This window comes from Negadavirga shengliensis, from assembly GCF_042652345.1.
GTDB lineage: Bacteria > Bacteroidota > Bacteroidia > Cytophagales > Cyclobacteriaceae > Negadavirga > Negadavirga shengliensis.
This window is the reverse complement of record NZ_JBHSJJ010000001.1, coordinates 199821-225572: the sequence shown is the minus strand read 5'-3', so window position 1 is coordinate 225572 and position 25752 is coordinate 199821. Positions and strand designations below refer to the sequence as shown.

At 45.3% G+C, this 25752-nt stretch carries 19 protein-coding genes; 10 read left to right on the top strand and 9 right to left on the bottom strand.

Translation table 11 applies throughout. The features are described from left to right. Positions 1 to 29: 29 nt before the first annotated feature. The 3 genes from ACFPFU_RS00885 to ACFPFU_RS00875 form a co-directional block, all read right to left on the bottom strand. Positions 30 to 2042 (bottom strand): protein-disulfide reductase DsbD family protein, encoded by a 2013-nt coding sequence (locus tag ACFPFU_RS00885; RefSeq protein WP_377060575.1) that lies wholly within the window; start codon positions 2040 to 2042, stop codon positions 30 to 32. A 101-nt stretch (positions 2043 to 2143) separates the two neighbouring features. Next, the gene (locus ACFPFU_RS00880) at positions 2144 to 3529 is read right to left on the bottom strand and encodes a dipeptidase (protein WP_377060573.1); all 1386 of its coding nucleotides are present in this window, start codon (positions 3527 to 3529) and stop codon (positions 2144 to 2146) included. Between the two features lie 58 nt (positions 3530 to 3587). After that, complete coding sequence (locus ACFPFU_RS00875) at positions 3588 to 4520, bottom strand: hydrogen peroxide-inducible genes activator (RefSeq protein WP_377060571.1); 933 nt, start codon at positions 4518 to 4520, stop codon at positions 3588 to 3590. Positions 4521 to 4648: 128 nt separating this feature from the next. Here ACFPFU_RS00875 and ACFPFU_RS00870 point away from each other — a divergent pair, with 128 nt between their 5' ends. The 4 genes from ACFPFU_RS00870 (at position 4649) to ACFPFU_RS00855 (ending at position 10074) form a co-directional block, all read left to right on the top strand. Then, the gene (locus ACFPFU_RS00870; protein ID WP_377060569.1) at positions 4649 to 5674 is read left to right on the top strand and encodes a Fe(3+) ABC transporter substrate-binding protein; all 1026 of its coding nucleotides are present in this window, start codon (positions 4649 to 4651) and stop codon (positions 5672 to 5674) included. Positions 5675 to 5707: 33 nt separating this feature from the next. Continuing rightward, on the top strand, positions 5708 to 7366 hold the full coding sequence (locus ACFPFU_RS00865) for an ABC transporter permease (RefSeq protein WP_377060567.1): 1659 nt from the start codon (positions 5708 to 5710) through the stop codon (positions 7364 to 7366). Continuing rightward, on the top strand, positions 7363 to 8400 hold the full coding sequence (locus ACFPFU_RS00860) for an ABC transporter ATP-binding protein (RefSeq protein ID WP_377060565.1): 1038 nt from the start codon (positions 7363 to 7365) through the stop codon (positions 8398 to 8400). Before ACFPFU_RS00865 ends, ACFPFU_RS00860 begins: the two co-directional genes overlap by 4 nt. Before the next feature lie 459 nt (positions 8401 to 8859). Beyond that, a complete protein-coding gene (locus ACFPFU_RS00855) occupies positions 8860 to 10074 on the top strand; it encodes a redoxin domain-containing protein (RefSeq protein ID WP_377060564.1) in 1215 nt (404 codons plus the stop codon). Between the two features lie 109 nt (positions 10075 to 10183). Here ACFPFU_RS00855 and ACFPFU_RS00850 read toward each other — a convergent pair whose 3' ends face one another. From ACFPFU_RS00850 to ACFPFU_RS00840, 3 genes are read right to left on the bottom strand one after another with little or no spacing between them, the layout of a single operon-like run. Next, complete coding sequence (locus ACFPFU_RS00850) at positions 10184 to 11713, bottom strand: P-loop NTPase family protein (RefSeq protein WP_377060562.1); 1530 nt, start codon at positions 11711 to 11713, stop codon at positions 10184 to 10186. A 3-nt stretch (positions 11714 to 11716) separates the two neighbouring features. Beyond that, positions 11717 to 12817 (bottom strand): vWA domain-containing protein, encoded by a 1101-nt coding sequence (locus tag ACFPFU_RS00845; RefSeq protein WP_377060560.1) that lies wholly within the window; start codon positions 12815 to 12817, stop codon positions 11717 to 11719. 55 nt (positions 12818 to 12872) lie between these two features. After that, positions 12873 to 13352 (bottom strand): GNAT family N-acetyltransferase, encoded by a 480-nt coding sequence (locus ACFPFU_RS00840; protein WP_377060558.1) that lies wholly within the window; start codon positions 13350 to 13352, stop codon positions 12873 to 12875. A 71-nt stretch (positions 13353 to 13423) separates the two neighbouring features. Here ACFPFU_RS00840 and ACFPFU_RS00835 point away from each other — a divergent pair, with 71 nt between their 5' ends. Both ACFPFU_RS00835 and ACFPFU_RS00830 read left to right on the top strand, forming a co-directional pair. Then, the gene (locus ACFPFU_RS00835) at positions 13424 to 14200 is read left to right on the top strand and encodes a type III pantothenate kinase (protein ID WP_377060556.1); all 777 of its coding nucleotides are present in this window, start codon (positions 13424 to 13426) and stop codon (positions 14198 to 14200) included. 95 nt (positions 14201 to 14295) lie between these two features. Continuing rightward, a complete protein-coding gene (locus ACFPFU_RS00830) occupies positions 14296 to 14670 on the top strand; it encodes a DUF805 domain-containing protein (protein WP_377060554.1) in 375 nt (124 codons plus the stop codon). A gap of 159 nt (positions 14671 to 14829) precedes the next feature. Here the strand turns inward: ACFPFU_RS00830 and ACFPFU_RS00825 are convergent, their stop codons facing one another. The 3 genes from ACFPFU_RS00825 to ACFPFU_RS00815 all read right to left on the bottom strand — a co-directional run bounded on the left by ACFPFU_RS00825 (position 14830) and on the right by ACFPFU_RS00815 (position 17760). Beyond that, positions 14830 to 16401: an Rne/Rng family ribonuclease gene (locus ACFPFU_RS00825; protein WP_377060552.1), complete on the bottom strand. Its 1572-nt coding sequence runs from the start codon at positions 16399 to 16401 to the stop codon at positions 14830 to 14832. 195 nt (positions 16402 to 16596) lie between these two features. Then, entirely contained in the window at positions 16597 to 17418 is an 822-nt protein-coding gene (locus ACFPFU_RS00820) for a tetratricopeptide repeat protein (RefSeq protein WP_377060551.1), read from the bottom strand. A gap of 18 nt (positions 17419 to 17436) precedes the next feature. Further along, positions 17437 to 17760 carry an HU family DNA-binding protein gene (locus ACFPFU_RS00815; protein ID WP_377061383.1) on the bottom strand — a complete coding sequence of 108 codons (324 nt, stop codon included), beginning with the start codon at positions 17758 to 17760 and terminating at the stop codon, positions 17437 to 17439. Between the two features lie 132 nt (positions 17761 to 17892). Between ACFPFU_RS00815 and mutY the strand changes: the two genes are divergently transcribed. The 4 genes from mutY (at position 17893) to gltB (ending at position 25752) form a co-directional block, all read left to right on the top strand. Next, positions 17893 to 18990 carry an A/G-specific adenine glycosylase gene (gene mutY / locus ACFPFU_RS00810; protein ID WP_377060549.1) on the top strand — a complete coding sequence of 366 codons (1098 nt, stop codon included), beginning with the start codon at positions 17893 to 17895 and terminating at the stop codon, positions 18988 to 18990. 50 nt (positions 18991 to 19040) lie between these two features. Then, positions 19041 to 19490, top strand: coding sequence for a single-stranded DNA-binding protein (locus ACFPFU_RS00805; protein WP_377060547.1), 450 nt, complete (start codon positions 19041 to 19043; stop codon positions 19488 to 19490). A gap of 51 nt (positions 19491 to 19541) precedes the next feature. Then, entirely contained in the window at positions 19542 to 20891 is a 1350-nt protein-coding gene (gldE, locus tag ACFPFU_RS00800; protein ID WP_377060545.1) for a gliding motility-associated protein GldE, read from the top strand. A gap of 367 nt (positions 20892 to 21258) precedes the next feature. Continuing rightward, a complete protein-coding gene (gene gltB / locus ACFPFU_RS00795) occupies positions 21259 to 25752 on the top strand; it encodes a glutamate synthase large subunit (protein ID WP_377060543.1) in 4494 nt (1497 codons plus the stop codon).

The window sequence follows — 25752 nt, the reverse complement described above, 5'->3', positions numbered from 1 at the left end:
AGGACCTGGATTACTTGCCTTTAGGGTTCTTATTGAAGCACTGAAAAGCCTTGGTTCCTTTCAAATGCGGATTTGGCCCCGTCAAGAAAATCAATAAAGTTTTGTATGTTGGTATCATAGGCTTTAGGTTCTGCGAGCAACTCCTCGTTGTGGTCAAGAACGACATAGTACGGCTGTGCGTTGTTGTTGAACCGCCGTATCTGCAGATCGGCGTTTTGTTTTCCTATGGTGCTTTTTACCTTGCCATCATAATCGGAAGTGTACCATTCGGATTCCGGAAGGGTGTGCCGTTCATCTATATAAAGCGCCACCATCACAAAATCCTCTTTCAGTCTTTTCAATACCCTCGGATCGGACCAGACCCTGGCTTCCATTTCACGGCAGTTGACACAGCCATGGCCCGTAAAATCAATAAATAGTGGCTTGTTCTGTCTTTTGGCCGCCGCCAATGCCTGATTATAGTCAAAGTATCCCTGTATGCCGTGGGGGAAATGGAGGAAATCAGCGTATTTGGGCACATCGTCCAAGGTCCGGGCTTCGGAGGAAATGTTTTCCCGGCTGATCTTTACCAGGTCAAAGTCATGGGAAGACATGGGGGGAAGGTAACCACTAAGAGCCTTCAGGGGAGCTCCCCACATGCCGGGTATGAGATAAACGACAAAGACCAAAGTGACAATGGCTAGCATCAGTCTGGGCACACCGATGTGTTCCATCGGACTGTCATGCGGTAGCCGGATTTTCCCCAAAAGATAAAGACCCAGCAAAGCAAAGATGACAATCCAGATGGCGAGGTAGACTTCCCGGTCCAGGAGTCCCCAGTGGTAAACCTGATCCGCTATGCTGAGGAATTTGAAGGCAAGCGCAAGTTCCAGAAAGCCAAGGACCACCTTGACGGAATTAAGCCATCCCCCTGACTTGGGAAGAGAATTGAGCCATTCCGGGAATACGGCGAAAAGGGTAAATGGAAGAGCAAAAGCCAAGGAAAAAGCAAACATGCCTACGACGGGTTTTACCAGTTCTCCCCCGGCTGAGCTGATCAGGATGGATCCCACGATAGGACCTGTGCAAGAAAAGGACACCAAAACCAAAGTAAAGGCCATAAAGAAGATACCGGCCATGCCACCCTTATCCGCCTTGGCATCAATTTTATTTACCAGACCCGAGGGCAAGGTAAGCTCAAACATGCCCAAAAAAGCGAAAGCAAAGAAAATAAATACGGCGAAGAAGAAGACATTGGGCGCCCAATGAGTGGAGAGCCAGTTGGCAAATTCAGGTCCTTGCAGGGCAGCTACAATGGTTCCCGCAATGGTATAAATGGCTATGATGGAAAATCCATATAGGAATGCGTTTCGGATGCCCTGGGATCTGGAACGGGCTCTGCCTGTAAAGAAGGTCACCGTCATGGGTATCATGGGAAACACACAGGGGGTCAGCAGGGCAGCCAGACCGGCCAGAAAAGCGATGATCATGAAAGTGACGATGGACTGAGTGGTATTTCCTGTTTCGCTTCTCGCGGGTAAGTCTCCTTGCGTGATGCCTGCATCATCTGACCCATTGGTGTCCGTCACCTCCCCGCCGAGTGTGATGGTAAAGTCTTCCTCATAATTAATGCATTGATTGGTGATGTCAGAGCACATCTGGTACTCTATAGTGCCTTTGATGACCGCATCGGGGGAATTTATCTTTATGGCCTGTCTGAATTCACCGGTTTTGTCAAAATAAGTGACATCACCTTCCCAGATCTCCTCGTATTTTGTTTTAGGGTTGATGGCCTCAAGCTCACCTGCAGGGCTGATGCCTTCGGAGTCGTCCAGCGAAAGTATCGTCAACAGCGGACCCAGATCCGGATCAAAATCATTGGAATAGATGTACCAGTCATTGGGAATGCTGGCTTTAAGGATCAGTTCGGTTTCCTCTCCGGGTTCAGGATTGGGGTTGGAAAGCTGAATGTCCCATTGGGGAGGGGAAATAACCTGCCCCAAGACAGGGAATGAAACCAGGAAAATTGCCGCGATGCTGTATATTATATTTCGTGCACTCATTGTTCGGTATTTTGTGCTTGCGCTTGACCTCTATAAATAAGGGATTAGCGGAATGATAAGTTCCTGATTAAACGCTAAAAGGCCAAGCCTGTTTTTGGACGTTAAGAAGAAAGGGCATGGAAGTGTTTAAAGAAAAGGGCGATGGTTTCTATCCCCTTGAAATAATTTTTCACCCCGTAATGTTCGTTAGGAGAGTGGATGGCATCGGTATCCAGTCCAAAGCCCAAAAGGATGGGATCCAGCTTCAGCACTTTTTGAAACAGAGCGGTGATGGGGATGGAACCACCTTCCCGGGTGGGGATGGCCTTTTTTCCAAAAGCCTCCTGTATGGCTGCTTCCGCGGCTTTGTAGCCAATAGAATCTGTAGGTATAACGGCAGCCTGGCCTCCGTGGTGGGGCATAACTTTTATGCTTACGGCAGGTGGTGCAATCTTTTTAAGGTGTTGTTCAAAAAGCAGGGCGATTTCCTTGTGGTCCTGGTCTGGAACCAATCTCATGGAGATCTTGGCATAAGCCTTGGAGGGCAACACTGTTTTGGCACCTTCTCCGGTATAGCCGCCCCAAATGCCGTTGACATCCAACGTGGGCCGGATGCCCACCCTTTCTATGGTAGTGTAACCTTTTTCACCATAGGTTTCGGCAATGTCCAGTTTCTTTTTGAAATCGTTCTCGTCAAAAGGCGCTTTGTTGAGCTGCCTTCTGTAATTTTCGCTGTATTCCTCTACTTTATCATAAAAACCCGGAACAGTAACCTGTTGATTTTCATCATGTAAAGAAGCGATCATCCTGCAAAGAACATTGATAGGGTTGGCTACAGCGCCTCCAAAAGTACCGCTGTGCAGGTCCTTGTTGGGTCCGGTTACTTCCACCTGTAAATAGGCCAATCCCCTTAACCCCACGGTAACAGAAGGGTGCTCCAGGGAAATCATGCTGGTATCGGAAATCAATACCACATCAGCTTTGAGTTTCTCCTGATTGTTTTTCACAAAGCTGTCGAGGTTCCCTGAACCTACCTCTTCCTCTCCCTCTATCATGAACTTCACGTTACAGTTGAGTTCACCACTGGAAAGCATGGCTTCAAACGCCTTCACGTGCATGTAAAACTGACCTTTGTCATCAGCCGCTCCCCTTGCAAAAATCGCTCCTTCCGGATGCCGGTCCGTTTTTCGGATGACCGGTTCAAAGGGAGAGGAATCCCATAACTCATAGGGATCGGCAGGTTGTACGTCGTAATGGCCATATACCAGAACCGTCGGCGCTTTCTTATCCACGATTTTTTCACCGTAGACGATGGGGTAGCCCTCAGTGGCACAGATTTCGGCATGATCCGCGCCGGCATCTATCAAGCTGTTTTTTACATAATCCGCTGCCCTGAAAACATCCTCCTTAAAAGCCGGATCAGCACTCACCGAGGGGATTTTCAGTAATTCAATCAGCTCGTCCAAAAACCGCCGGGAATTTTCCTCAATATATTGCTTGGTTGGCATATTCAATAGCTAAATAGGTGAGGCCCAAAAATAAGGTATTTTGGGTGAAATTCAGCTACTATTTGAAATTTACCACCTTACCGTAATTTTTGGAGCTCATATGCTTTGGAATCACCGCAAGGATCTCATCATACAATAGGGAGACGAGTTTTTTCTTTAAAAAGCTTCTTGTGAGCACCAGGCTTACCTCACGTATGGGCGGTTCTTGGTCAAATTCCCGAATCCGGCTTTGTTCCTCCTCATTCAGATCCTGAATGGCCAGCTCAGGGAGCAGGGTGACGCCTTTGTACCGGTTGACCATATTTTTGAGCCCTTCCAGGGAACCGCTCTCGTAGTGAAAATTCATCCTTTGGAACTTGGTTTGTTCACATAAATTCATTACCTGATCCCTAAAACAATGTCCCTGTTGCAATACCCAGAGGTCTTCAATGGGGATTTCTTTGACGTGTATCTTTTCCTTTTCCAACAAAGGGTGATTTCTGGACAGATAGCTGTAGAATTTTTCATAAAAGATCGGCTTTTCCAAAATGCCGGGGTTTTCCAGCGGAGTCACCACGATCCCCAGGTCCAGTTCATCGTTTTTTAATTTTTTGATGATGTCCTCAGTGACCATCTCTTCCACCTGAAGTTGGACTTTGGGGTATTTCTGGATGAAATTCCTGATGAAAAGCGGTAAAAGATAGGGGGCCAGTGTGGGGATGATGCCCATTTTGATCAGCCCGCTGATATCTCCTTTCAACTGCGCCACCATTTCGTAAATACCCTTACTTTCGGAGACCACCTTCTTGGCTTGGGAAATGATGGTTTCGCCTATTTCTGTAGGGATCACAGGCATTTTGGACCTGTCAAAAATGATCACATCCAGCTCTTTTTCCAATTTTCCCACCTGCGCGCTTAATGTGGGTTGCGTAACAAAACAGGCTTCGGCTGCATGTCCGAAATGGCGGAATTTGTCTACAGCCAGGATGTATTCTAGTTGCTGTATGGTCATTTAAAATGTGTTAAAACAGGTCGGAACCCACGTTTTGGAAATTTTCAGACAAATATAAAAATCTTTTTCTTTTTATTTAGATTTGATTTAAATAATACCTAATTTTGGTCCGGATAATTAGATTAAATATGAATAAGATTTTCGGTTACCTGTTAGGGTTGACATTTTTGGTGGGTTGGGTTTCGTGCGGAGGATCATCTACAGATGTGGTCAATGTCTATACCCACAGACACTATGAGGCAGACCAGCAACTTTTCGACCAATTTACTCTGGAAACCGGTATCAAGGTGAACGTGGTAAGTGCCAGCGCGGATGAGTTGATACAGAAGCTGGAACTGGAAGGAGCAGGTTCTCCGGCTGATCTGCTGATTACCGTGGATGCGGGGAGATTGCACCGGGCGCAGGAAAAAGGACTGCTTCAAAGTATCCAGTCAGATGTATTGGAAGCAAATATCCCGGCAAAATTCAGGGAACCTGGAGGCAACTGGTTTGGACTGACTTACAGGGCCAGGATTTTCGCCTATCACAAGGACCGGGTAAATGCGGATGAGCTGGATTCGTATGAGGCGCTGACGGATGAGAAGTGGAAAGGCAGGGTATTGACAAGGTCCTCGGAGAACATCTACAACCAATCCTTGCTGGCTTCCATGATAGCGGCTCATGGGGAAGAAAAAGCCCGGGATTGGGCAGCCAAGCTCCTTTCGAATATGGCCAGAAATCCTAAAGGGAGTGACCGTGACCAAGTGAAAGCCGTGGCTGCAGGAGAGGGGGATGTGGCCATCGTCAACAGTTATTATATCGGCATCATGCTCAATGATTCCAATCAGGAGGAGGTAAAGGCCGCTCAGCAAGTGGGGATTTTCTTTCCAAATCAACAGGATAGGGGCACCCATATCAACATATCCGGAGCAGGCGTCACCCGCCATGCTCCCCATAAAGAGAATGCTGTCAAATTGTTGGAGTTTCTCTCAGGAGAAAAAGCCCAGGAATTGTTGGCCAACATCAATTATGAATACCCCGTGAATGAAAAGATCATGCCGTCGGAGTTGCTTAGGAGCTGGGGTGACTTTAAAGAGGACAGCGTTAATTTGTCACTTTTAGGAAAATACAACAGCCAGGCCGTGGTCATCTTTGACAGGGTAGGCTGGAGGTAGCCGTGTCAAATGGGGAGTTAAAGTTAAATAATCTTGGAAGTATCAAAGCAAAATTATTACTGGTGGAACCGCTGGATGACAGGCACCATCCTGATTTTGTTGCTGGTGGCCACACCTTTGTTTTCCATTTTGATCAAAATATTCGAACCTCCCGGGGACAGTTGGGCACATCTAACGGAAACCTTGCTTTTTGAATATTTTAAGAATACCATCCTGATACTGTTGGGGATGGCTTTTTCGACGTTGTTGCTTGGGGTTTCTACTGCCTGGCTGGTCACCAACTACAGTTTTCCGGGCAGAAGGTATTTTGAGTGGCTGCTCCTCCTTCCTTTGGGTTTTCCGGCTTACATCATGGCGTATACCTATGTGGGTTTGTTGGATTACTCCGGCCCTATCCAGGCATTTTTGAGAAACAGCCTGGGTATTAGTTTGAAAGGGAGCCTTATTGATATCATGAACCTTCCAGGTGCCGTGTTTATCTTGTCCATTACCTTGTTTCCGTACGTGTACCTTTTGTCCAGGGCTTCATTTCTGCAGCAATCGAAGACTTTGCAGGAGGCATCTGCCCTTCTGGGGAGTAACCGGTGGCATACCTTTTTTAAAGTGGCGCTGCCAATGGCGAGACCGGCTATAGTGGGCGGTATAGCTCTGGCATCGATGGAAGTCCTGAATGATTATGGTACCGTGAAATACTTTGGGGTGAATACGTTCACCACCGGTATCTTCAGGGCATGGTTTTCTATGGGTGATGTGGCGACGGCCATTTACTTGGCGGCCATTCTGATGGTAATGGTATTTGTTATCCTTTATTTGGAAGGGGTGCAGCGGGGAAATAAAAAATATTCACAGTGCAATTCCATGTCAAAGCCCCTCCAGAGGGTGGAGCTGTCCAGGAACAAGCAATGGCTTTTCACGGGCATATGTACTTTTGTATTCATGATCGGTTTTTTTGTGCCGTTTGTCCAGATCGTGCAATGGGTGTTTTTGACCTATGAAAAGGTAATGGACTGGAACTTCCTGCTCTTGGTTTTCAGGAGTTTTAGCCTTGCAGCCGGGGCAGGACTTATAGTGGTGGTCTTGTCCGTCATCCTTCTGTACAGCCTGAGGTTAAGCCCCTTCAAATGGATGCGTAACATTACCAAGATTTCAACCCTGGGCTATGCCATTCCCGGAGCGGTGATTGCGGTGGGCATCATGATTCCTTTACTTGGGTTTGACCGCTGGCTGATGGGGAATTTTTCACCCGGATCAGTGGGCCTGCTTTTCTCAGGGACAATCTTTGCATTGGTTTTTGCCTACGTGGTCAGGTTCATGGCCGTGGGTTATAATCCCATTGATGCGGGATTTCAGAAAATCGGCATTCATGTGAATGAGGCCAGCAGGCTCTTGGGCACAGGAACCTGGAAAACCCTCTATAAAGTGGACTTGCCATTGATAAAAACCAGTCTTTTCAGCGGTATATTGCTTGTTTTTGTAGACGTTTTAAAAGAATTACCCTTAACTTTGATCCTTCGTCCGTTCAACTATCAGACGCTGGCCACCAAGGCATTTGACATGGCCACCAATGAGATGATAGCGGAGTCGGCCAATGCTTCCCTGATCATTATCCTGACAGGAATAATCCCCATTATTCTTCTCAACAGACTGATCAGGAGTAAAGATTTGACAGGAAAAGAGGGTAATTCTGAATGACAATTTTAGAGCTTAACTGCATAGATAAAAAATATTCCCAAGCTGAAAATTATGCTGTCAAAAATATCTCTTTTGAAGTAAAAAAGGGGGAAATCCTGGCACTTGTAGGAGAGAGTGGATCGGGAAAAACCACCTTATTGAGACTTATATCAGGTCTTGAACATCCGGATGCCGGTTATATTTCCCTTTCCGGAAATAAAATAGTGGAAGGCAAAAAATCAGTCCCGCCCAACAAGCGGAAGGTGGGCATGGTGTTCCAGGATTACGCGCTTTTTCCTCATCTCACCATTCTGGAAAATGTAAAGTTTGGTCTGAAAGAGTCCGGCGTGGATCCTGAAAAGACCGCTAAGGCCACCCTTAATATGGTGGGGCTTAGCGAAAATTTTAATAAATACCCCCACCAGCTGTCCGGAGGACAGCAGCAGCGTGTGGCCTTGGCCAGGGCCATTGCCCCCAACCCTTCGATTCTTTTGCTCGATGAGCCGTTTAGCAACCTGGACGCCATGCTTAAGGACCAGGTGAGGGAAGAGATAAGGCAGATTATAAAAGAAACCGGCGTCACCGCTATTTTTGTAACCCATGATACCCGTGATGCTTTGTCTACTGCCGACAGAATTGCCATACTCCACAAGGGTTACCTGCAGCAATTGGATACGCCCAGAAAATTATATGAACACCCGGTCAATGCCTATGTGGGCAATTTTTTTGGGAGAAGGAATGAAATCCTGGCCACAGCCACGGAAGATGGGTTCTATACCTCTTTTGGATTCATTGCGGATGAAAGATCCAAAAAATTTCACGGAAAGGTGCGGATAATATTCAGGCCCGAGCAGGGAAAAATCAAGAAATCACCCCGGCAGGCCTTGAACGGCAGGATCCTGAAAACGGCCTATTATGGTGATCATCAGATCATCAAGCTTTCGGATGATGAGGGCAAATCCATATCGATACGGACCAATCCGTACAAAGTGTTCCCCGCTAACAGCAGGATATTTTTTTCTATTCGGGATTTTGAATTGGAAGAAGCCTTCTGACTGGTGTCATGTCAAGTATGAAATGTCGGGTTTCGGATCACCCCCATTAGTTTCGTAAGATGCCCACGCCTGCCTGTACGCTGTAGCCATAGCTTTAGCGTAGGAGCCCGCAGTCAGGGATTGCACAGCCTGTCCCGGACCCGGTCAACGGGATTCGGGGATTAGCACGAAAAGGAGAATATCTAACTGAAAAGCTGTTTCAATTACATGGTTCTTTCCATAAAATCAGTGCCAATTAGTGTAGACCTTTCCCCGACTGCCCCAGCCTGCCCCGGACTGGTTTCGGGGAACTGGTTTCGGGGAACTTGCTTCGGGATTAGTGGACAAAAGATCGTCGAGATTTCTGCCAATTTACACTTGACATGATACTAGGGATTCCCTACAATTTCCTTTAATTTAGTTTTCATTACAGTATAAATGCGTAATTTTAACAGTAAACCATTAAAACCTATTGTGGAAATGAAATTGAATATAGTAAACGGTCATTGGAGATTTACTTCTATAATCTCTGTCATTTCGGTGTTTCTTTTCACTGCCTGTGGCAGTTCGGAAGGCAGTAAAGAAACAGTTTCTGAAGAAGAGGGTTTTGTTCCCAATCCGAAGGTAGTCTCCGAAAAACCTGTAGAAACCCTGGCAATAGGGGACAAAGCGCCTGATTTTACCCTTCCGGGCATTGACGGGAAGTATTATTCGCTGAGTGATTTTGAGGACAAAGATGTCCTTGTAATCAATTTTACCTGTAATCATTGTCCTACAGCCCAGGCCTATGAGGACCGGTTCAGTGACCTTGTCAAGACCTATTCAGACAAAGACGTTCATTTTGTCGCTATTTCTCCCAATTCTCCTATAGCGGTACTTCCTGAAGAGTTGGGGTACAGTGATCTTAATGATGATTTTGAGAGTATGAAATTAAGGGCAAAGCATAAAAATTACAACTACCCCTATTTATATGATGGGGATGAGCACCATTATTCCACCCTCTACGGTCCTACTGCCACCCCACATGTGTTTGTGTTCGATAAAGACAGGAAATTGACCTATCAGGGGAGAATAGATGCCTCGGAAAAACCGGGTACCGGTCAGGCGGAAGATGTTAAGTTTGCCATCGAACAAACCTTAAAAGGAGAACCTTTGCCCAGCGACAAGGCCAAGACGCCCGCATTCGGCTGTTCGATAAAATGGGCCTGGAAAAACGAGTATACCATCAAGGTGAATGAAGACTGGAAGAAAAAAGAGGTGACCCTTACCAAAATCGGGCTGGATGAGTTGGACCAACTATTAAAAAATGACAGCGAAAACCTCAGGCTGATTAATTTCTGGGCAACTTGGTGTGGGCCTTGCATTGTGGAATATCCTGAATTCATCGAGTTACAGAGGATGTATGGGGAAAGGGACTTTGAATTTGCCTCGGTAAGTCTGGATAGCCCTGATGCTGAAGAAAAAGTTTTGAAATTCCTCAGGAACAAATATTCTGCGACTACCAACTACCTGGTAAACAGCGATGACAAGTATGCTGCTATTGATGTCATCAAGAACGACTGGGATGGAAGTCTGCCTCTCACCCTCTTAATTGAACCTGGAGGGAATGTTTATCATAAAGTACCGGGAACCATCAATGCCATGGAATTGAGAAAAATCATTGTGGACCACCCCATGATCGGGCGTTATTACTGAATCTAGTGACTCAAATTATAAAAAGCCTTCTCTATAACAGGGAAGGCTTTTATGGTTACTGATGACACCCCGAAAGGCTGCTTGTGGAAAACAGGATGATGGGCTGGCTTCAATTGAATTCATCATCATCATCCTCATCAAGCCCTCCGGTATTCCCTAAGTCAAACATACTGCTGAAGAGGTCCTTAAACTGCATGCCGGTATCCAGAAGTTTTTTGCTGAGTTGGCTGTACTCAGCCAGTCCGTGCAAGGCAAATTCCATAAAGAATTCCTTTTCTTTGTCCGCCAGACCCTTGACAAATTCCGTGGTGATTTTTTCCAGCCCCGGAACCTGGAGTAATGTTTTCTTATATTCCTTATCACTGTGGGTGGTAAGTATGTCCATCGTATTTCCCTCTCCAAACCAGGAAAGAGGTAATACATAGGGATTACCCTCTTTATCTTTTTTCTTTTGTTCCGGTGAAGGAAAGTATTCCACAAACAAGGACCTGATGGCTTTGCCGATCAGGTTATAGGCTACCAGTCCGGCACCTTCCTGTTCACCTTCATAAACAAGTTCTACTTTTCCGGTAATGGAGGGAATGATGCCGATAAGGTCAACAATGCGGACGACAGTATGGGTCTCATCATTCATCAGCAGCCTTCTTTCCGCGGCGGAAACCAGATTTTCAAAAGCAGTGATGGTCAACCTGGCGGAGACGCCGCTTTTTTCATCCACATATTCACTGCTTCTGGCTTCTATCGCAACCTGTTCAATCAGGTCCTTCATCAGTTCAGGGATATGGATGCGGTCCAAAGGCCTCCCTTCCAACCTTGCTTCCTGATGGGTGATCTTTCGCCCGATCTGGATATTTTTGGGATAATGGGTGATGATTTGGCTTTCAATCCGGTCTTTCAATGGGGTGACAATGCTGCCTCTGTTGGTATAGTCTTCAGGATTGGCCGTAAAAACAAACTGTATGTCCAGAGGTATCCGCAGTTTGAATCCGCGAATCTGAATATCCCCCTCCTGTAGAATATTGAACAGGGCCACCTGAATCCTTGCCTGGAGGTCGGGAAGTTCATTGATGACAAAAATCGATCGGTGGGACCGGGGAACCAGGCCAAAATGAATGACCCGCTCATCGTTATAGGAAAGTTTCAACGTGGCGGCCTTGATCGGATCCACGTCCCCAATAAGGTCAGCTACAGAAACATCAGGGGTCGCCAGCTTTTCGGTGTACCTTTCATTGCGGTGCCACCAGGAAATCTGCGTGTGGTCACCTTTTTCAGCGATGAGGTTTCTGCCATAGGAAGAAAGGGGGTTAAGGGGGTCGTCATTAAGCTCGGAGCCGGTGATCACCGGTACATACTCATCCAGCAGGCGTGTCATCATCCTGGCAATCCTGGTTTTGGCCTGCCCCCGCAATCCCAGCAGGTTGATGTTGTGTCTGGAAAGGATGGCCCTTTCAATATCCGGAATGACCGTGTCCTCATACCCCCATATACCCTCAAAAACGTTTTCCTTCTTTTTGATCTTTACAATCAGATTTTGGCGCAACTCTTCTTTGATGTCCCGGCTTTGATAACCAGAAATCTTTAGTTGCCCCAGCGTCTTTATTTGCAACAGTTCTTTGGTGGATAATCGGGAGTATTCCATTATTTAAAAACGTTTTGTTCTGTTTCTTCGATAATCTTCGAAAATAAGGTGACCCAGCCCTTTTAAGTTGCTGTAATAGGCATTACCGTTATTAACGGCAGTAAACTCCCTGACAAACTCTTTAAGGTAGGGGTCTGAGGCTATCATAAAGGTGGTGACCGGAATTTTCAGTCTTCTACATTGGGCAGCCAGTTTCAGTGTTTCCTTGAGGATCTTGCTGTCGATGCCAAAGCTGTTCTTGTAATATTTGATCCCGACTTTTAAACAGGTTGGTTTCCCGTCAGTGATCATAAAGATCTGTTTGTTGGGGTTTTTACGTCTTCTTAACAGGTCCATGGCCAATTCGAGACCGGCAACCGTGTTGGTATGATAAGGGCCCACCTGCAGATAAGGAAGGTCCTTGATTTCAATCTGCCAGGCGTCGTTACCAAATACAATCACATCCAAGGTGTCTTTTGGATACCGTGTCTTTATGAGCTCTGTCAACGCCATCGCCACTTTTTTGGCCGGTGTGATCCTGTCCTCACCGTAGAGTATCATGGAATGGGAGATGTCTATCATCAGGACGGTGGAGGTCTGGGTTTTCATTTCATTTTCCACCACCTCCAGGTCATCTTCGGTAAGGAGAAAGTCGGTGTAAAATCCATGGTTTACCTGTGCATTTTTCAGCGAATCGGTCAGCGCTATTTGGTCAAGGTTGTCACCGAATTGAAAAGGCCGCCTGTCTGATCCCTTTTCCTCTCCCGGACCGGTATGGGGAGTGGTGTGTTGTCCGCTTTTCCCCCTTTTCAACTTGCCGAAAATTTCTTCCAGTGCATTTCTGCGGATCATTTGCTCGGACTTGCCTGTGATTTTAAGCTCTCCCCTGATGTTTTCCTCGGTGAGATATCCTTTGGATTTGAGGTCTTCGATAAAATCCCCAATGCCATATCCCGGATTGGTTAGATCATAGCGTTTGTCCAGATTGGTGAGCCAGCTGAGCGCTTCAGCGACGTCGCCACCTGTCATGGTCACCAGCTGCAGAAATACATTCAGCAACTGCTCAAAGGTGCTTTTTCCCCGTTCGGCAGGGGGAATATACTTCGTGAATCTGAATCCTTTCATACCAGCTATAACAACATATCAAGGCCACTGGTTTGTTCATGACCCAACAGTCCTCTTATTTTTTGAGCAATTCCCTTATCTCTTCTGACTGAAGATGGCAGTTGATCCACTCATCCTCCATGCTTGTGCCGTATTTTTCGTAAAACCGGATGGCCGGTTCATTCCAGTCCAATACCTGCCACATCATCCCCGTACAGTTGTCCTCAAGGCATTTCTCCAGAACCTTTTCAAAAAGCAGTTTTCCTGCCCCGTTTCCCCTTTCCGGCTCGGTGACGACGTAGTCTTCCAGATAAAGCCTTTTTCCCTTCCAAGTGCTGTACCTGTAATAATAAATGGCTGTACCAATGATTGTGCCTGTTTCTTCTTTTTCAGCCACAAAAAACCCAAAAACCGGATTGGGGCCAAATCCGTCTTCTTCCATCATGGACAGCGTATTTGTCACCTGTTCGGGTGCCCGCTCATAAAGGGCCAGTTCCTGAATCAGCGCAAATACCTCGGATAAATCTTCTTTTTTTCCCGCTCTTATCTTGTACATAACCTGAAATTAAGAAAAATGAAATATTAAACTCAACAATTTCTATCTTTGATCACAAACTGTCTTGAAGAATGTTCTTATCCATTGACGCGGGCAATTCCAATATTGTCTTTGGTTTATATGATGAACAGAGCGGTGATTGGGTGATGGAGCTCAGGGTGGATACCAAAAAATCGCCCACTGCTTTCGAAATCGAAAGAAAAATCGGCCTTTATTTTCTCGAAAACGGGATGAAGCCGACAATCATTTCGGCTATTGGTTTCAGCTCTGTGGTGCCCGAACTGAATTCGGTTATATTTCAGTTCTGTAAGAGATTTTTTGACCTTGAGCCATACAGCATCAGCGGAGAAAGTTATAGGAAACTTTTGGTCAGCACCCAAAAACCGGACGAGATAGGCTCAGATTTGATGGCCAACATTACGGCGGCCTATTACAAATACCGGCAGGCCTGTATAGTGGTGGATTTTGGCACTGCTCTTACCTTTACAGTGGCCGATGATTCAGGAAGGGTCATTGGGGTAAACATAGTTCCCGGTATCAAAACAGCCATTTATTCCTTATTTGCCAATACCGCCAAATTACCGCAGGTAACCATGGAAATGCCCAGCTCTTCTTTAGGGAAGGATACGGTGCATTCTATCCAGGCAGGGATTTTTTATGGCTATACCGGTTTGGTCCGCGGCATGTTGCAGGCCATCAGGGAAGAAACACACAAAGATTTCAAAGTCATCGCCACGGGCGGCATGGCAAGCTTGATGACTCAGCTGAAAGGAAGCTTTGATGCTGTGGATAGAAATCTCACCCTAGAGGGAATACGGTTAATCACCAAAATAAATATGGCCAAATAGCTTTATACCGAAATATTGAGGCATATTTGTTTTGATAATATGTATTAAGTTTTTATTTTTTACCTTTATTGACAAATAACTAAATTTCATAAGATATGAATGCCCAACCTCAACCCTTTGATTATTATCTGGATGTGATGAAGAACAAGTTTGCGCAGTTTACAGGCAGGGCACGGCGAAGCGAATATTGGTATTTTGTATTGTTCAACCTGCTGATTGGCTTGGGTTTGGTGATGATTGATGCATTTATGGGGACGGCATTTCTCAACATGATTTACAGCTTACTGGTTATTGTTCCGGGGCTTGCTGTGAGTGTCAGGCGACTGCATGACACGGGGAGATCAGGATGGTGGCTGCTTATTGGCTTGGTGCCCATCATCGGAATGATTATTCTCATTGTGTTTTTGGTTCAGGACAGTCATCCCTATGATAACCAATATGGACCGAACCCTAAAGTTGTTCGGGTCTAAAAGGGATTTTCAGGAAAGACCGGAAGATACAGGATCTCCGCCCGTGACCCGAAGGGAACATGGCAGGCTGTCCCTGTTCTTTCAATAATTATCGATGTTGGGGTTTGAATTGAGAAGCAGCAGCACTTTCATCAAAAAAAAGCAAAAAAAAAGCGAGCCTTACTCAGACTCGCTTTTAACGATGATTTCTATAGGTTCTCCTGATTTGTCCAGGAATTTGTACTCCGTCACCGGTAGTGAAGAATCTTTAATCAGATTGATCCATTTAAAGTATTTAAAAAACCATTTGACCCTTTTAGAAATGATGCCGTGAGTAAAGTAGGCAAACAGATAAGGGTGCAAGCTAATTTTAATCTTTGATTCGTTTTGGTTGATTGCGATGTGTTCCAAATCTTTTTCCAGCTTATCCGCCACCAAAATGGACGCCTGGATTTTTCCCGTGCCGTTACAAGAAGGGCAGGTTTCTTTGGTGACAATGTTCATTTCAGGTCTTACCCGTTGCCGGGTGATCTGCATCAGCCCGAATTTGGTCAGCGGAAGCACGGTGTTTTTAGACCTATCCTGCTTCATTTCCTCTTTCATGGCTTCGTATATGGCGCGTTTGTTTTCGGCCTTTTTCATGTCGATAAAATCGATGACGATGATGCCGCCCATATCCCGTAGCCGGAGCTGTCTTGCAATTTCTTTTACCGCAACCAGGTTGGTTTTCACTGCTGTGTTTTCCTGGTCACTTTCCTGATTGGATTTGTTCCCGCTGTTCACATCCACCACATGCAGGGCTTCGGTATGCTCGATAATGAGGTAACCGCCCTGGGGAAGGCTTACTGCGGAGCCAAACAGGCTTTTGATTTGCTTTTCAATACCAAAACTTTCAAAGAGCTTAGCTTTTCCGTTATAAAGCTTAACAATTTTTTCTTTTTCTGGAGCAATGGATCTTATATAAGATCGCATCTGATTATAAATTTCTTCATCTTCTACTGTGATTGCGTCGAATGATTCGTTGAGCAAGTCCCTTATGATGGAAGAGGCCAGGCTCATTTCTCCAATTACCTTGTCTTTTACCTTGGCTTTGGCCAGTTTTCTCATTCCTTCCTCCCAACTTTCCATCAGGTTCCTGAGATCTTTGTCCAGCTCGGTGACGGACTGACCTTCAGCTACTGTCCGGATGATCACGCCAAAATTGGCGGGCTTAATGGAAGTGATGAGTCTGGATAACCTTTTCCGCTCTTCGGCACTGCGTATTTTTTTGGATACGTTTACCGTGTCAGAAAAGGGAACCAAAACCAGGTAGCGACCTGCAAGGGAGAGCTCACAGGATAGTCGGGGCCCTTTGGTTGAAATCGGTTCCTTTACCACTTGAACCAATACCTGGTTGTTTTTTGACAACACCTGGGAAATTTTCCCCAGCTTGTCTATTTCAGGGGTTTTTTCAAAGCCCTTCAGGTTAAAACCGGAATATTTGTTGTTACGGATGATCTTGATCAGTTTGTTCAGGCTATTGACGTTGGGACCCAGGTCCTGATAATGCAAAAAAGCATCTTTTTCATAGCCTACGTCAATGAATGCGGCATTGAGCCCATTGACGATCTTTTTTACTGAACCGAGATAAATATCACCGACTTTAAACTTGCTGTCCTCCACTTCAATGTGAAGTTCAACCAGGCTTTTGTTTTTTAAAAGGGCAATACGACTACCGTTTTGAGATGAATCAATTAATAATTCGGAACTCAAAATGTGTCTCCTTTTTTAATAATAAATGATGTTAAAGAACGTATTTAAACATAAAAGAGAAGAAGTGCTTTTACTTCTTCTTGTGTCTGTTTTTTCTCAGTCTTTTTTTGCGCTTGTGCGTAGCGATCTTATGTCTCTTCCTTTTTTTACCGCAAGGCATAATTTTCTATTTTAAAGTTTAACAAATATTTTAATTTACAGTCTTTCCAGATAATTTTCTATGCCGGACAGCACCTGTGGATCATCGGTTTGGTTTTTCAACATTTCAAACTGCTTCCTGGCTTTGTTTCTCTGTTTTGATTCAAAATAACATACACCAAGATAAAATTGTCCCTGAATATGTCCCGGATTATTGGCCACGAGCAATTCGAAACGCTCCACGGCTTTTTTGTATTGTCCGGATTGCATGGACAGGATCCCCATATTGAACAGCGCGGCCTCGTTTTGTGGATCCTCCTCCAGTATATCCCTAAGCATGGTGATGCCCTGCATGGGGTTCGGAGACGACACATAGGTCATGGCCACTTTGGTCTTCAGATCAAGCCTTTCAGGATTTTTCTCCAAAACCCTGTTCAGATAAGCTCTGGTTTTGCTTGCCAGCGCCTGGGTTTTTTGTTCATCCATTGAATAGCCGAAAGCTTCATAATAAGCATTGCCGGCTTTTTCCCACGTGTTGGGATCAGGGTACTTTTCAGCAGCTAAGCCATAAAAATAAGCGGCGCTGTCCAGTTTCCCCCCCTCCTCGTAAAAAGAAGCAACGGAATCTGCAAATATAACAAATTTTTCTTTATCATCTACCACATCCATTTCCCCGACAAGCTTTTCGATGACCGATTGCGCTTCGGCGGAGAGGGCTGCATTGTGCAATGCCCCTGTGGAATCAAAATCAGAACTCAAATCATCTTCCTCCATCGAAAGGTTTTCTCCCTCATTTTCCACCACTATCATGGGCAGAGAATAGAGGGTAGCTACCATAACCAATCCGGCGACAATGAAGATGATTTGAGACTTTTTCATACATGAACCAATTAGGAATTACTCCTGGGGAGCAAGTTCCTTCACTCTTTGGCTGTTTTTGATTTTGTCGATAAAAGCTTTGGAAGGTTTAAAAGCCGGAACATAATGTTCGTCGATTACAATGGCCGTGTTTTTAGAGATGTTTCTGGCGATTTTCTTGGCCCTTTTCTTATTGATGAAACTGCCAAATCCCCTGACATAGATGTTTTCTCCCTCAGCCATTGAGTCTTTTACTACCTTGAAGAATGCCTCAACTGTTTGAGTAACATCATCCTTCTGAATTCCTGTCTTCTCCGAAATCTTTGTGATTACCTCTGCTTTAGTCACTTTTTTAAAATTTATTGTGTAATACAATAGAGGCTTAACCTCCTATTAACCAACTAATTTTGGGAGGGCAAATTTACAATAACCATTCCAATTAAAAAATAAAATCAACTTTTTTAGCTTCTTTTGTTTATTCTTTAAAGACCGGGTATGGATTTGAAAATTTTGAATATCAAGTATTTTACTGACCAACTGCTTCATTGGTATCCGTTGCACCAAAGGGATTTGCCTTGGCGCAGCACGGATGATCCATATATCATTTGGTTATCAGAAATTATTCTGCAGCAGACCCGGGTGACCCAGGGTTTACCCTATTTCTATTTGTTTTTAGAAAAATTCCCGGATGTCTTCAGTTTGGCCAAAGCTACTGAGGAAGAGGTGATGAGATGCTGGCAGGGCTTGGGCTACTATAGCCGTGCAAGAAACCTTCACCGGTGTGCCAAAGAAATCGTTGCGGATCATGGGGGCCAATTTCCGGACAACTATCATGAGCTGTTGAAATTAAAGGGTGTGGGCAGCTATACGGCGGCGGCCATAGCTTCTTTTGCATTTAAAGAGAAAGTGGCCGTTTTGGACGGGAATGTTTTCCGAGTCCTTTCCAGGTATTTTGGCATATCCGAAGATATATCCGGCACATCCGGCAAAAAAACATTTCAGAAATTGGCCAACGAAGTGATCCCGGATGATTTATCAGACGTTTATAACCAAGCTGTGATGGAATTCGGGGCATTGCAGTGCGTACCCAGAAGCCCTGTGTGTAAAGAATGTCCCTTGGCTTTGCGCTGTTTCGCCTATCAGCACCAGGCGGTGGAGCAGTTGCCTTACAAAACGAAGCGGGTAAAAATAAACGAGCGGTATTTATGGTATTTTCACATTATTTGTGATGGGCATGTCGTTATCAATAGACGGGAGGATAAAGATATCTGGCGCGGATTGGTTGATTTTCCTTCGGCCGAAAAAGCGGGGTTAAAGCACCTTGAGGAAGTTGAGCCAAATGAACTGCCTGTCATGACATCGCTGAAGCATCTGGGGCCTGTTGTGGACTTTCCCTTGCAAAAACCCTTTAAACATGTGCTGACGCATCAAAGAATTTTTGCTTCCTTTGCAAAAATTACTGTTCCCAAGGAGATGAAAAAACAACTGGGAAGGTGGGCGGAGGACAACTTGTACGAATTGGCAGCATCGGAAAAATTGGAGCTGTTGGGCAAGCCAAAACTGATCGTAAGGTATTTGAATCATATAAAATAAATCCTTAAATTTAAACGTAAACTTTTTATACATATAACTTTAAATTTATTATGGCTGGAGTAAACAAAGTTATTTTACTGGGGAATCTAGGCGCAGATCCTGAAGTCAGGCATCTGGAAGGAGATAAGGTGGTTGCCAATTTAAGGCTGGCGACTACTGAAACTTATAAGGACCGGAATGGCAACAGGGTGGAAAACACCGAATGGCATGACCTGGAAGTATGGGACGGATTGGCCAGAATAGCCGAACAATATCTAAAAAAAGGAAGTAAGATCTTTGTAGAAGGGAAAATCAAATCGGATACCTGGCAAGACGAACAGGGCAACAACCGAAAAAAGATCAGGATCAGGGTGCAGAATTTCACCATGGTGGATTCAAGGAATGCCGACCAGGGGACTTCCGCTCCATCCCAATCCTATACTGGCCAGTCAAGTCCGGTAAATACCGGTAATGGGGATTCGGGACTTGACAGTGATGAGGCGGATGATTTGCCGTTTTGATCCATACGCTGCCAAAACAGAAACACGTAAATTTGCCGAAACGCGTAATTGATGGATGATCCATACCCGAGTTTGTTAATCCTGGCCGATGTGCTTGACATATCGGCCGGCTACATATTGGTCAATGCGTTTTTTTTCTTGACGCTATTGGTTCTATCGGCATTGGTCTCGGGTTCTGAAGTGGCTTTTTTTTCCTTGAACCATGATGATATAAGGCAGATAAGGGAAGAGGCGAGTGATAAGTCCCTTCAGGTGATCCACTTGATTGAAGACCCACAGAAACTTTTGAGTACTGTCCTGATATTAAACAATCTGATCAATATCAGTATCGTCACGCTCACTACTTTTTTTACCTGGAAAGTATTTGGGACCGACACCACCGGGATACTTGTGATTGTTTTTCAGACAGTGGGTGTGACATTCTCCATTGTTTTCATCGGAGAGATCGTACCTAAAGTGTATGCCAATACCGCGCGGATTTCCTTTTCCAGGTTCATGGCTCCTTTCCTGGCTTTCTTTTCCGTACTTCTCAGCCCGTTGTCCATAGTCCTGATGACATTGAGCAATGTGATTGAAAAAAAAATCGAGAAAAAAGGCTATTCACTTTCTGTGGATGAGCTTCATCAGGCACTTGAGATCACCGCCGTGGATACCAGCAACGAGGAGCGGGATATTCTTAAGGGGATCGTGAATTTCGGCACACTTTCGGTAAAACAGGTCATGCGTTCCCGTATGGATATCACAGCCGTCGACACCGAAATGGATTTTCACGAGTTGATGGATAAGATCAACAAAAGCGGTTACTCGCGTATTCCCGCTTACGAGGATACCATTGACCAGATCAAAGGTATTTTATACATCAAGGACCTGTTGGATTATCTGGAAAATGATGAGCATTTCCGGTGGCAGGACCTGATCCGAAAAGGATATTTTGTTCCTGAAAACAAAAAATTGGATGACCTGTTGAAGGATTTCAAAAACAAAAGGGTTCATATGGCCATCGTGGTGGACGAATATGGCGGGACTTCCGGGCTGGTTACCCTTGAAGACTTGATAGAAGAAATCATAGGGGACATCAATGATGAGTTCGATGATGTGGAAGAATTTTTATTCAAACAGGTGGATGAAAACACCTATATTTTTGAGGGAAAAATCTCCCTGAATGATTTCTGCAAAAAACTTGATCTGGATATCCAGATTTTTGATGAAGTCAAGGGAGAGAGCGAGTCATTGGGGGGGCTTCTGCTGGAATTAAATGCTAATCTTCCAAAAAATGGCACCAGAATACGGTTCAAAAACTTTGAATTCGTCATTCTTGCCGTAGATACCAGGAAGATCAAAAAAATTAAGGTGATTGTGGAGAGTGAAGAGAACAAAAACCTTTCCGATCCCATAGACTGATTGAAGTGGAAATTAGGGACCTGAAATTGGGGGCATGCCAACTTTCTTTTTTTGGTGATTTATTTTTTGAAATTTTTTTTGTACTTTTAAAGTCGCAAAATTTAGGCTTAAAATCCAATAATATTCTGGGAGATTCAGTTCAAGAGGTTTAAATTCCAACCAACATACCCTGTTTTATTGTGAAAAATCAGAAAATACGTTAAAATCCGGAGAGGATAACGGATTCTATTAATCATAATTTTTTATTTAGTTTTCAGCTATTCTTTCATTTTTATCTTACCTTTATTGCCTAGATTTTAATAAAAGAAAAATTTATTGTAAATTTTTCAACCCAAAACGGAAACTTAGTATAAATAAATATAACAGAATGAATCAAGGATTATATCGTTCACAGTTTGAGCATGATGCCTGCGGAATTGGGGCTGTTGTTAACGTGAAGGGCCAAAAAAGCCATGAAACGATAAGTGATGCACTGCTGATGCTAAGCAATATGGAGCATAGGGGAGGAAGAGGCAGTGATCCTAAAACGGGTGATGGCGCCGGTATCTTAATCCAACTGCCGCATACTTTCTTATATGAAGTGACAGGAAGGTTGGGGTTCACTTTGCCGGAAGAAGGCAGTTACGGTGTGGGTATGGTGTTTTTTCCCCGTAACAAACAGCTGTATAAAAAGAGCAAGGAATATCTTGACCAAATCATAAAAGAACTGGGTTTTGAATTGTTGGGTTACAGGGCTGTGCCTACAGATGAAAACGTGCCTGGTTCGGGCGCACTGGAGGTGATGCCCAATATAGAACAGGTTTTCGTGCAGCACAAAGAGGGGCTCAAAGGCCTTGACCTTGAAAGAAAACTTTATGTATTAAGGAATTTTTCCACCAGAGCCATCAATTCCACCATCCCTGGGGTCAACGATGCTTTCTATTTTGCCAGTTTCAGCAGTCAGACACTTATATATAAAGGCCAGCTAAGAACTGACCAGGTGCTTACTTTTTATAAGGACCTTCAGAATAACAAGCTTACCTCGGCCATCGCTTTGGTCCATTCCAGGTTTTCTACCAATACCTTTCCGAACTGGAGGCTCGCGCAGCCTTTCCGGTTCCTTTCCCATAATGGTGAAATCAATACCATCCGGGGTAACCTGAATAAAATGCGGTCCAAAGAAACGCTGATGAAATCTTCCCTTTTTACGGATGAGGAACTTCAGATGCTGATGCCGATAACCAATGCAAAAAACTCCGATTCGGCTAACCTGGATGCCATGGTGGAGTTGCTGACCCTGAGCGGAAGAAGCCTGCCTCACGTAATGATGATGCTTGTCCCGGAGGCCTGGCAGGACAATAAAACCATGGATAAGAAGAGAAAGGCTTTTTACAAATTCCACGCTTCTTTGGTGGAGCCATGGGATGGCCCGGCTGCTTTGTTATTTACGGATGGTAAGTCCTTGGGAGCCACTTTGGACAGGAACGGTCTGCGTCCCTTGAGGTATTTTGTCACGTCAGATGACCGGTTGATTCTTTCTTCCGAAGCCGGTGCATTGCCTATCAGGGAATCTACCATTGTGGAGAAAGGCAGGATCAGCCCCGGTAGGATGTTGTGGGCGGATCTTTCCAAAGGCAAGGTGGCTTTTGACGAAGAAGTGAAGGCAGAGGTATGCAACAGGAAGCCTTATGATTCCTGGATAAGAAAAGAGCGGTTGAAGTTGCGGTTGATATCCGCTCCGGAGAAACTTACCTATCCTTACAGCATAGACAATATTAAAAAGCGACAGACGATATTTGGGTACACACTGGAAGACCTCAAAGTCATATTGTCCCCTATGGGAGACACCGCTTATGAGCCCATTGGGTCCATGGGAGCTGATACTCCTTTAGCAGTGCTTTCTAAGCAGAGCCAGCATATTTCCAATTATTTCAAGCAGCTTTTTGCACAGGTAAGTAATCCGCCGATTGACCCTATCAGGGAAAGGATGGTGATGTCTTTGTTTACCCGTATTGGCGTGGGTTACAATATATTGGAAGAGAGCCCTGAGCATACCAGGCAGATCCACATTTCCCAACCGGTATTGCTGAATGAGGATCTGGAAAAGCTCAGAAATCTGGAAAACAAAGGTTATCATTCCGCTACTTTATATGCCCATTTTGTAGCGGATCACAGGCCAGGGAGATTGTTGGAAGCCTTGGATAAACTCTGCCAGGATGCGGAGGAGGCCATCAAAAATGGCAAAAATATCCTTATCATTTCCGACAGAAACTGTCAGGAGCATACCGCTCCTATCCCGTCCTTGTTGGCAGTGGGCGCTGTCCATCATCACTTAGTCAACAGAAAAATCAGGACCAAGGCGGGGATAGTTGTAGAAGCAGGGGACATCAGGGAGACCCATCATTTTGCCACGGTCATCGGTTATGGCGCCAGTGCCATTAATCCTTATCTCGCTTTGGAGAGTCTTTTGAACCTGAATGAGCAGGAAATGCTCACGAAAAAAATCCCTCAAAAGAAGCTTTTCGAAAATTATAAAGAAGCGATCGGCAAAGGATTGCTCAAAGTCCTTTCCAAAATGGGTATCAGTACGCTGCAATCTTATCAGGGAGCCCAGATATTTGAGGCGATAGGCCTTGGACCTGAAGTGATCGAAAGATGCTTCAAGGGTACCATCAGCCGGATAAGTGGAGTGTCTTTTGATGAATTGGCAGAGGAAGTGCTGGTGAGGCACCATGCCGCTTATGAGACTGAAAGCCCGCTATTGGAGACGGGAGGTGTATACCAGTGGAAAAGAAGGGGAGAGAAACATCTTTTCAATCCGGAAACCATTCACCTGCTCCAAAAATCCACCCGTTTGGGGGATTACCAGCTCTATAAAAAGTTTGCCTCAAAGATCAATGAACAGACCAGAGATGCCCTTACCTTGAGGGGGCTGCTGGAATTCAAAAAAAGGATCTCTATTCCTCTGGAAGAAGTAGAACCGGCGGAATCGATCATGAAGAGGTTTGCTACGGGGGCGATGTCCTTTGGCTCCATATCCCATGAAGCCCATACTACTTTGGCTATCGCCATGAACCGCATCGGAGCAAAAAGCAACAGTGGGGAAGGCGGCGAGGATGAGATACGCTTTGAGAGAAAGCCAAACGGCGACTGGGAAAGGTCCGCCATCAAACAGGTGGCCTCCGGTAGATTTGGTGTGACCAGCAATTACCTGACCAATGCGGTGGAGCTTCAGATAAAAATGGCGCAGGGGGCCAAGCCCGGAGAGGGTGGCCAGCTGCCCGGCCATAAAGTGGATGAGTGGATCGGAAGGGTAAGACACTCCACTCCTGGAGTAGGTTTGATCTCCCCACCGCCCCACCATGATATTTACTCTATCGAGGATTTGGCTCAATTGATATATGATTTGAAAAATGCCAACAGGAAAGCCAGAATCAATGTGAAGCTGGTATCCCAGGCAGGCGTGGGAACGGTGGCCGCGGGAGTCGCCAAAGCACAGTCTGATGTGATCCTGATTTCCGGAGCAGATGGGGGTACCGGTGCCTCACCGCTGAGTTCTATCCGTCACGCGGGATTACCATGGGAGCTGGGGCTTTCGGAGGCACACCAGACCTTGGTGAAAAACAACCTGAGAAGCCGGGTAGTACTTCAGACTGACGGACAGCTGAGAACCGGGCGTGATTTGGCAATTGCCGCACTTTTGGGGGCGGAAGAATGGGGTATTTCTACCGGCGCCTTGGTGGTAGAGGGTTGTATCATGATGCGTAAATGCCACCTCAATACATGTCCGGTGGGCATTGCCACCCAAAATCCTGAATTGAGAAAGCTTTTTACAGGAGATCCTGACCATGTGGTGAACTATTTCAAGTTCCTGGCCGAAGATTTAAGGGAGATCATGGCTTCTCTCGGCTTTAGAACGGTCAATGAAATGGTAGGCCAAAGTGATGTCCTGAAGGCGGCCATTGGGCAGATGAACCATTGGAAGTGGGATAAGTTGGACCTCAGTCCGATATTCCATAAAGTGGAGGTCCCCGATCATGTGGGTATTTATAAGCAGATTGATCAGGATTTTAAGCTGAAAAAGGTACTTGATAGAAAACTGATCAAGGCGGCTACGCCCGCACTGGAGCAGGCTAATCCCGTCAGCGGCGAGTTTAAAATCATCAACGTGGATCGTACCGTGGGTGCCATGCTTTCCAACGAAGTGTCCAAAATATATGGCAGCCCGGGTTTGCCCGATGATACCATCAGTTTCAAATTCAATGGGTCCGCAGGACAGACATTTGGAGGATTTCTGACCAAAGGCATCACCTTTGAATTGGAAGGAGAAGCCAATGATTATTTCGGAAAGGGCCTTTCCGGCGGTAAACTTGCTATCTACCCCAGCAGAAATGCCAACTTTGTGGCTGAGGATAATATCATTATAGGGAATGTGGCCTTTTACGGCGCCACCTCCGGAAAAGCCTTTATCAAAGGAAAGGCGGGTGAACGCTTCTGTGTAAGAAATTCGGGTGTGGAAGCCGTTGTGGAAGGAATAGGCGACCATGGATGTGAATACATGACCGGAGGACTCGTGGTAATCCTGGGTGAAATCGGAAGGAACTTTGCCGCTGGTATGAGCGGAGGCATCGCTTATATTTTCAAAGAGAACCTGGGTAATATCAATAAGGAAATGGTGGATATTGACCCGCTGAATGAGGATGATTACGCTACGATCAAGAGTTCACTGAAAGAACATGTGGAGTATACTTTCAGCAAGGTTGGCGAGAATATCCTTGATGAATGGGAAGTGGCCAAAGAGCGGTTCATTAAGGTTATTCCAAGAGATTACAAAGAAGTGTTGAGAAAAAGAGCAATAGAACAGACAAAAACATTAGTATAA

What these genes read in the sequence shown, in the direction of transcription:
- ACFPFU_RS00885 (WP_377060575.1), bottom strand. Translation starts at nt 2,042, where the DNA reads ATGAGTGCACGAAATATAATATACAGCATCGCGGCAATTTTCCTGGTT.
- ACFPFU_RS00880 (WP_377060573.1), bottom strand. Translation starts at nt 3,529, where the DNA reads ATGCCAACCAAGCAATATATTGAGGAAAATTCCCGGCGGTTTTTGGAC.
- ACFPFU_RS00875 (WP_377060571.1), bottom strand. Translation starts at nt 4,520, where the DNA reads ATGACCATACAGCAACTAGAATACATCCTGGCTGTAGACAAATTCCGC.
- ACFPFU_RS00870 (WP_377060569.1), top strand. Translation starts at nt 4,649, where the DNA reads ATGAATAAGATTTTCGGTTACCTGTTAGGGTTGACATTTTTGGTGGGT.
- ACFPFU_RS00860 (WP_377060565.1), top strand. Translation starts at nt 7,363, where the DNA reads ATGACAATTTTAGAGCTTAACTGCATAGATAAAAAATATTCCCAAGCT.
- ACFPFU_RS00855 (WP_377060564.1), top strand. Translation starts at nt 8,860, where the DNA reads ATGAAATTGAATATAGTAAACGGTCATTGGAGATTTACTTCTATAATC.
- ACFPFU_RS00850 (WP_377060562.1), bottom strand. Translation starts at nt 11,713, where the DNA reads ATGGAATACTCCCGATTATCCACCAAAGAACTGTTGCAAATAAAGACG.
- ACFPFU_RS00845 (WP_377060560.1), bottom strand. Translation starts at nt 12,817, where the DNA reads ATGAAAGGATTCAGATTCACGAAGTATATTCCCCCTGCCGAACGGGGA.
- ACFPFU_RS00840 (WP_377060558.1), bottom strand. Translation starts at nt 13,352, where the DNA reads ATGTACAAGATAAGAGCGGGAAAAAAAGAAGATTTATCCGAGGTATTT.
- ACFPFU_RS00835 (WP_377060556.1), top strand. Translation starts at nt 13,424, where the DNA reads ATGTTCTTATCCATTGACGCGGGCAATTCCAATATTGTCTTTGGTTTA.
- ACFPFU_RS00830 (WP_377060554.1), top strand. Translation starts at nt 14,296, where the DNA reads ATGAATGCCCAACCTCAACCCTTTGATTATTATCTGGATGTGATGAAG.
- ACFPFU_RS00820 (WP_377060551.1), bottom strand. Translation starts at nt 17,418, where the DNA reads ATGAAAAAGTCTCAAATCATCTTCATTGTCGCCGGATTGGTTATGGTA.
- mutY (WP_377060549.1), top strand. Translation starts at nt 17,893, where the DNA reads ATGGATTTGAAAATTTTGAATATCAAGTATTTTACTGACCAACTGCTT.
- ACFPFU_RS00805 (WP_377060547.1), top strand. Translation starts at nt 19,041, where the DNA reads ATGGCTGGAGTAAACAAAGTTATTTTACTGGGGAATCTAGGCGCAGAT.
- gldE (WP_377060545.1), top strand. Translation starts at nt 19,542, where the DNA reads ATGGATGATCCATACCCGAGTTTGTTAATCCTGGCCGATGTGCTTGAC.
- gltB (WP_377060543.1), top strand. Translation starts at nt 21,259, where the DNA reads ATGAATCAAGGATTATATCGTTCACAGTTTGAGCATGATGCCTGCGGA.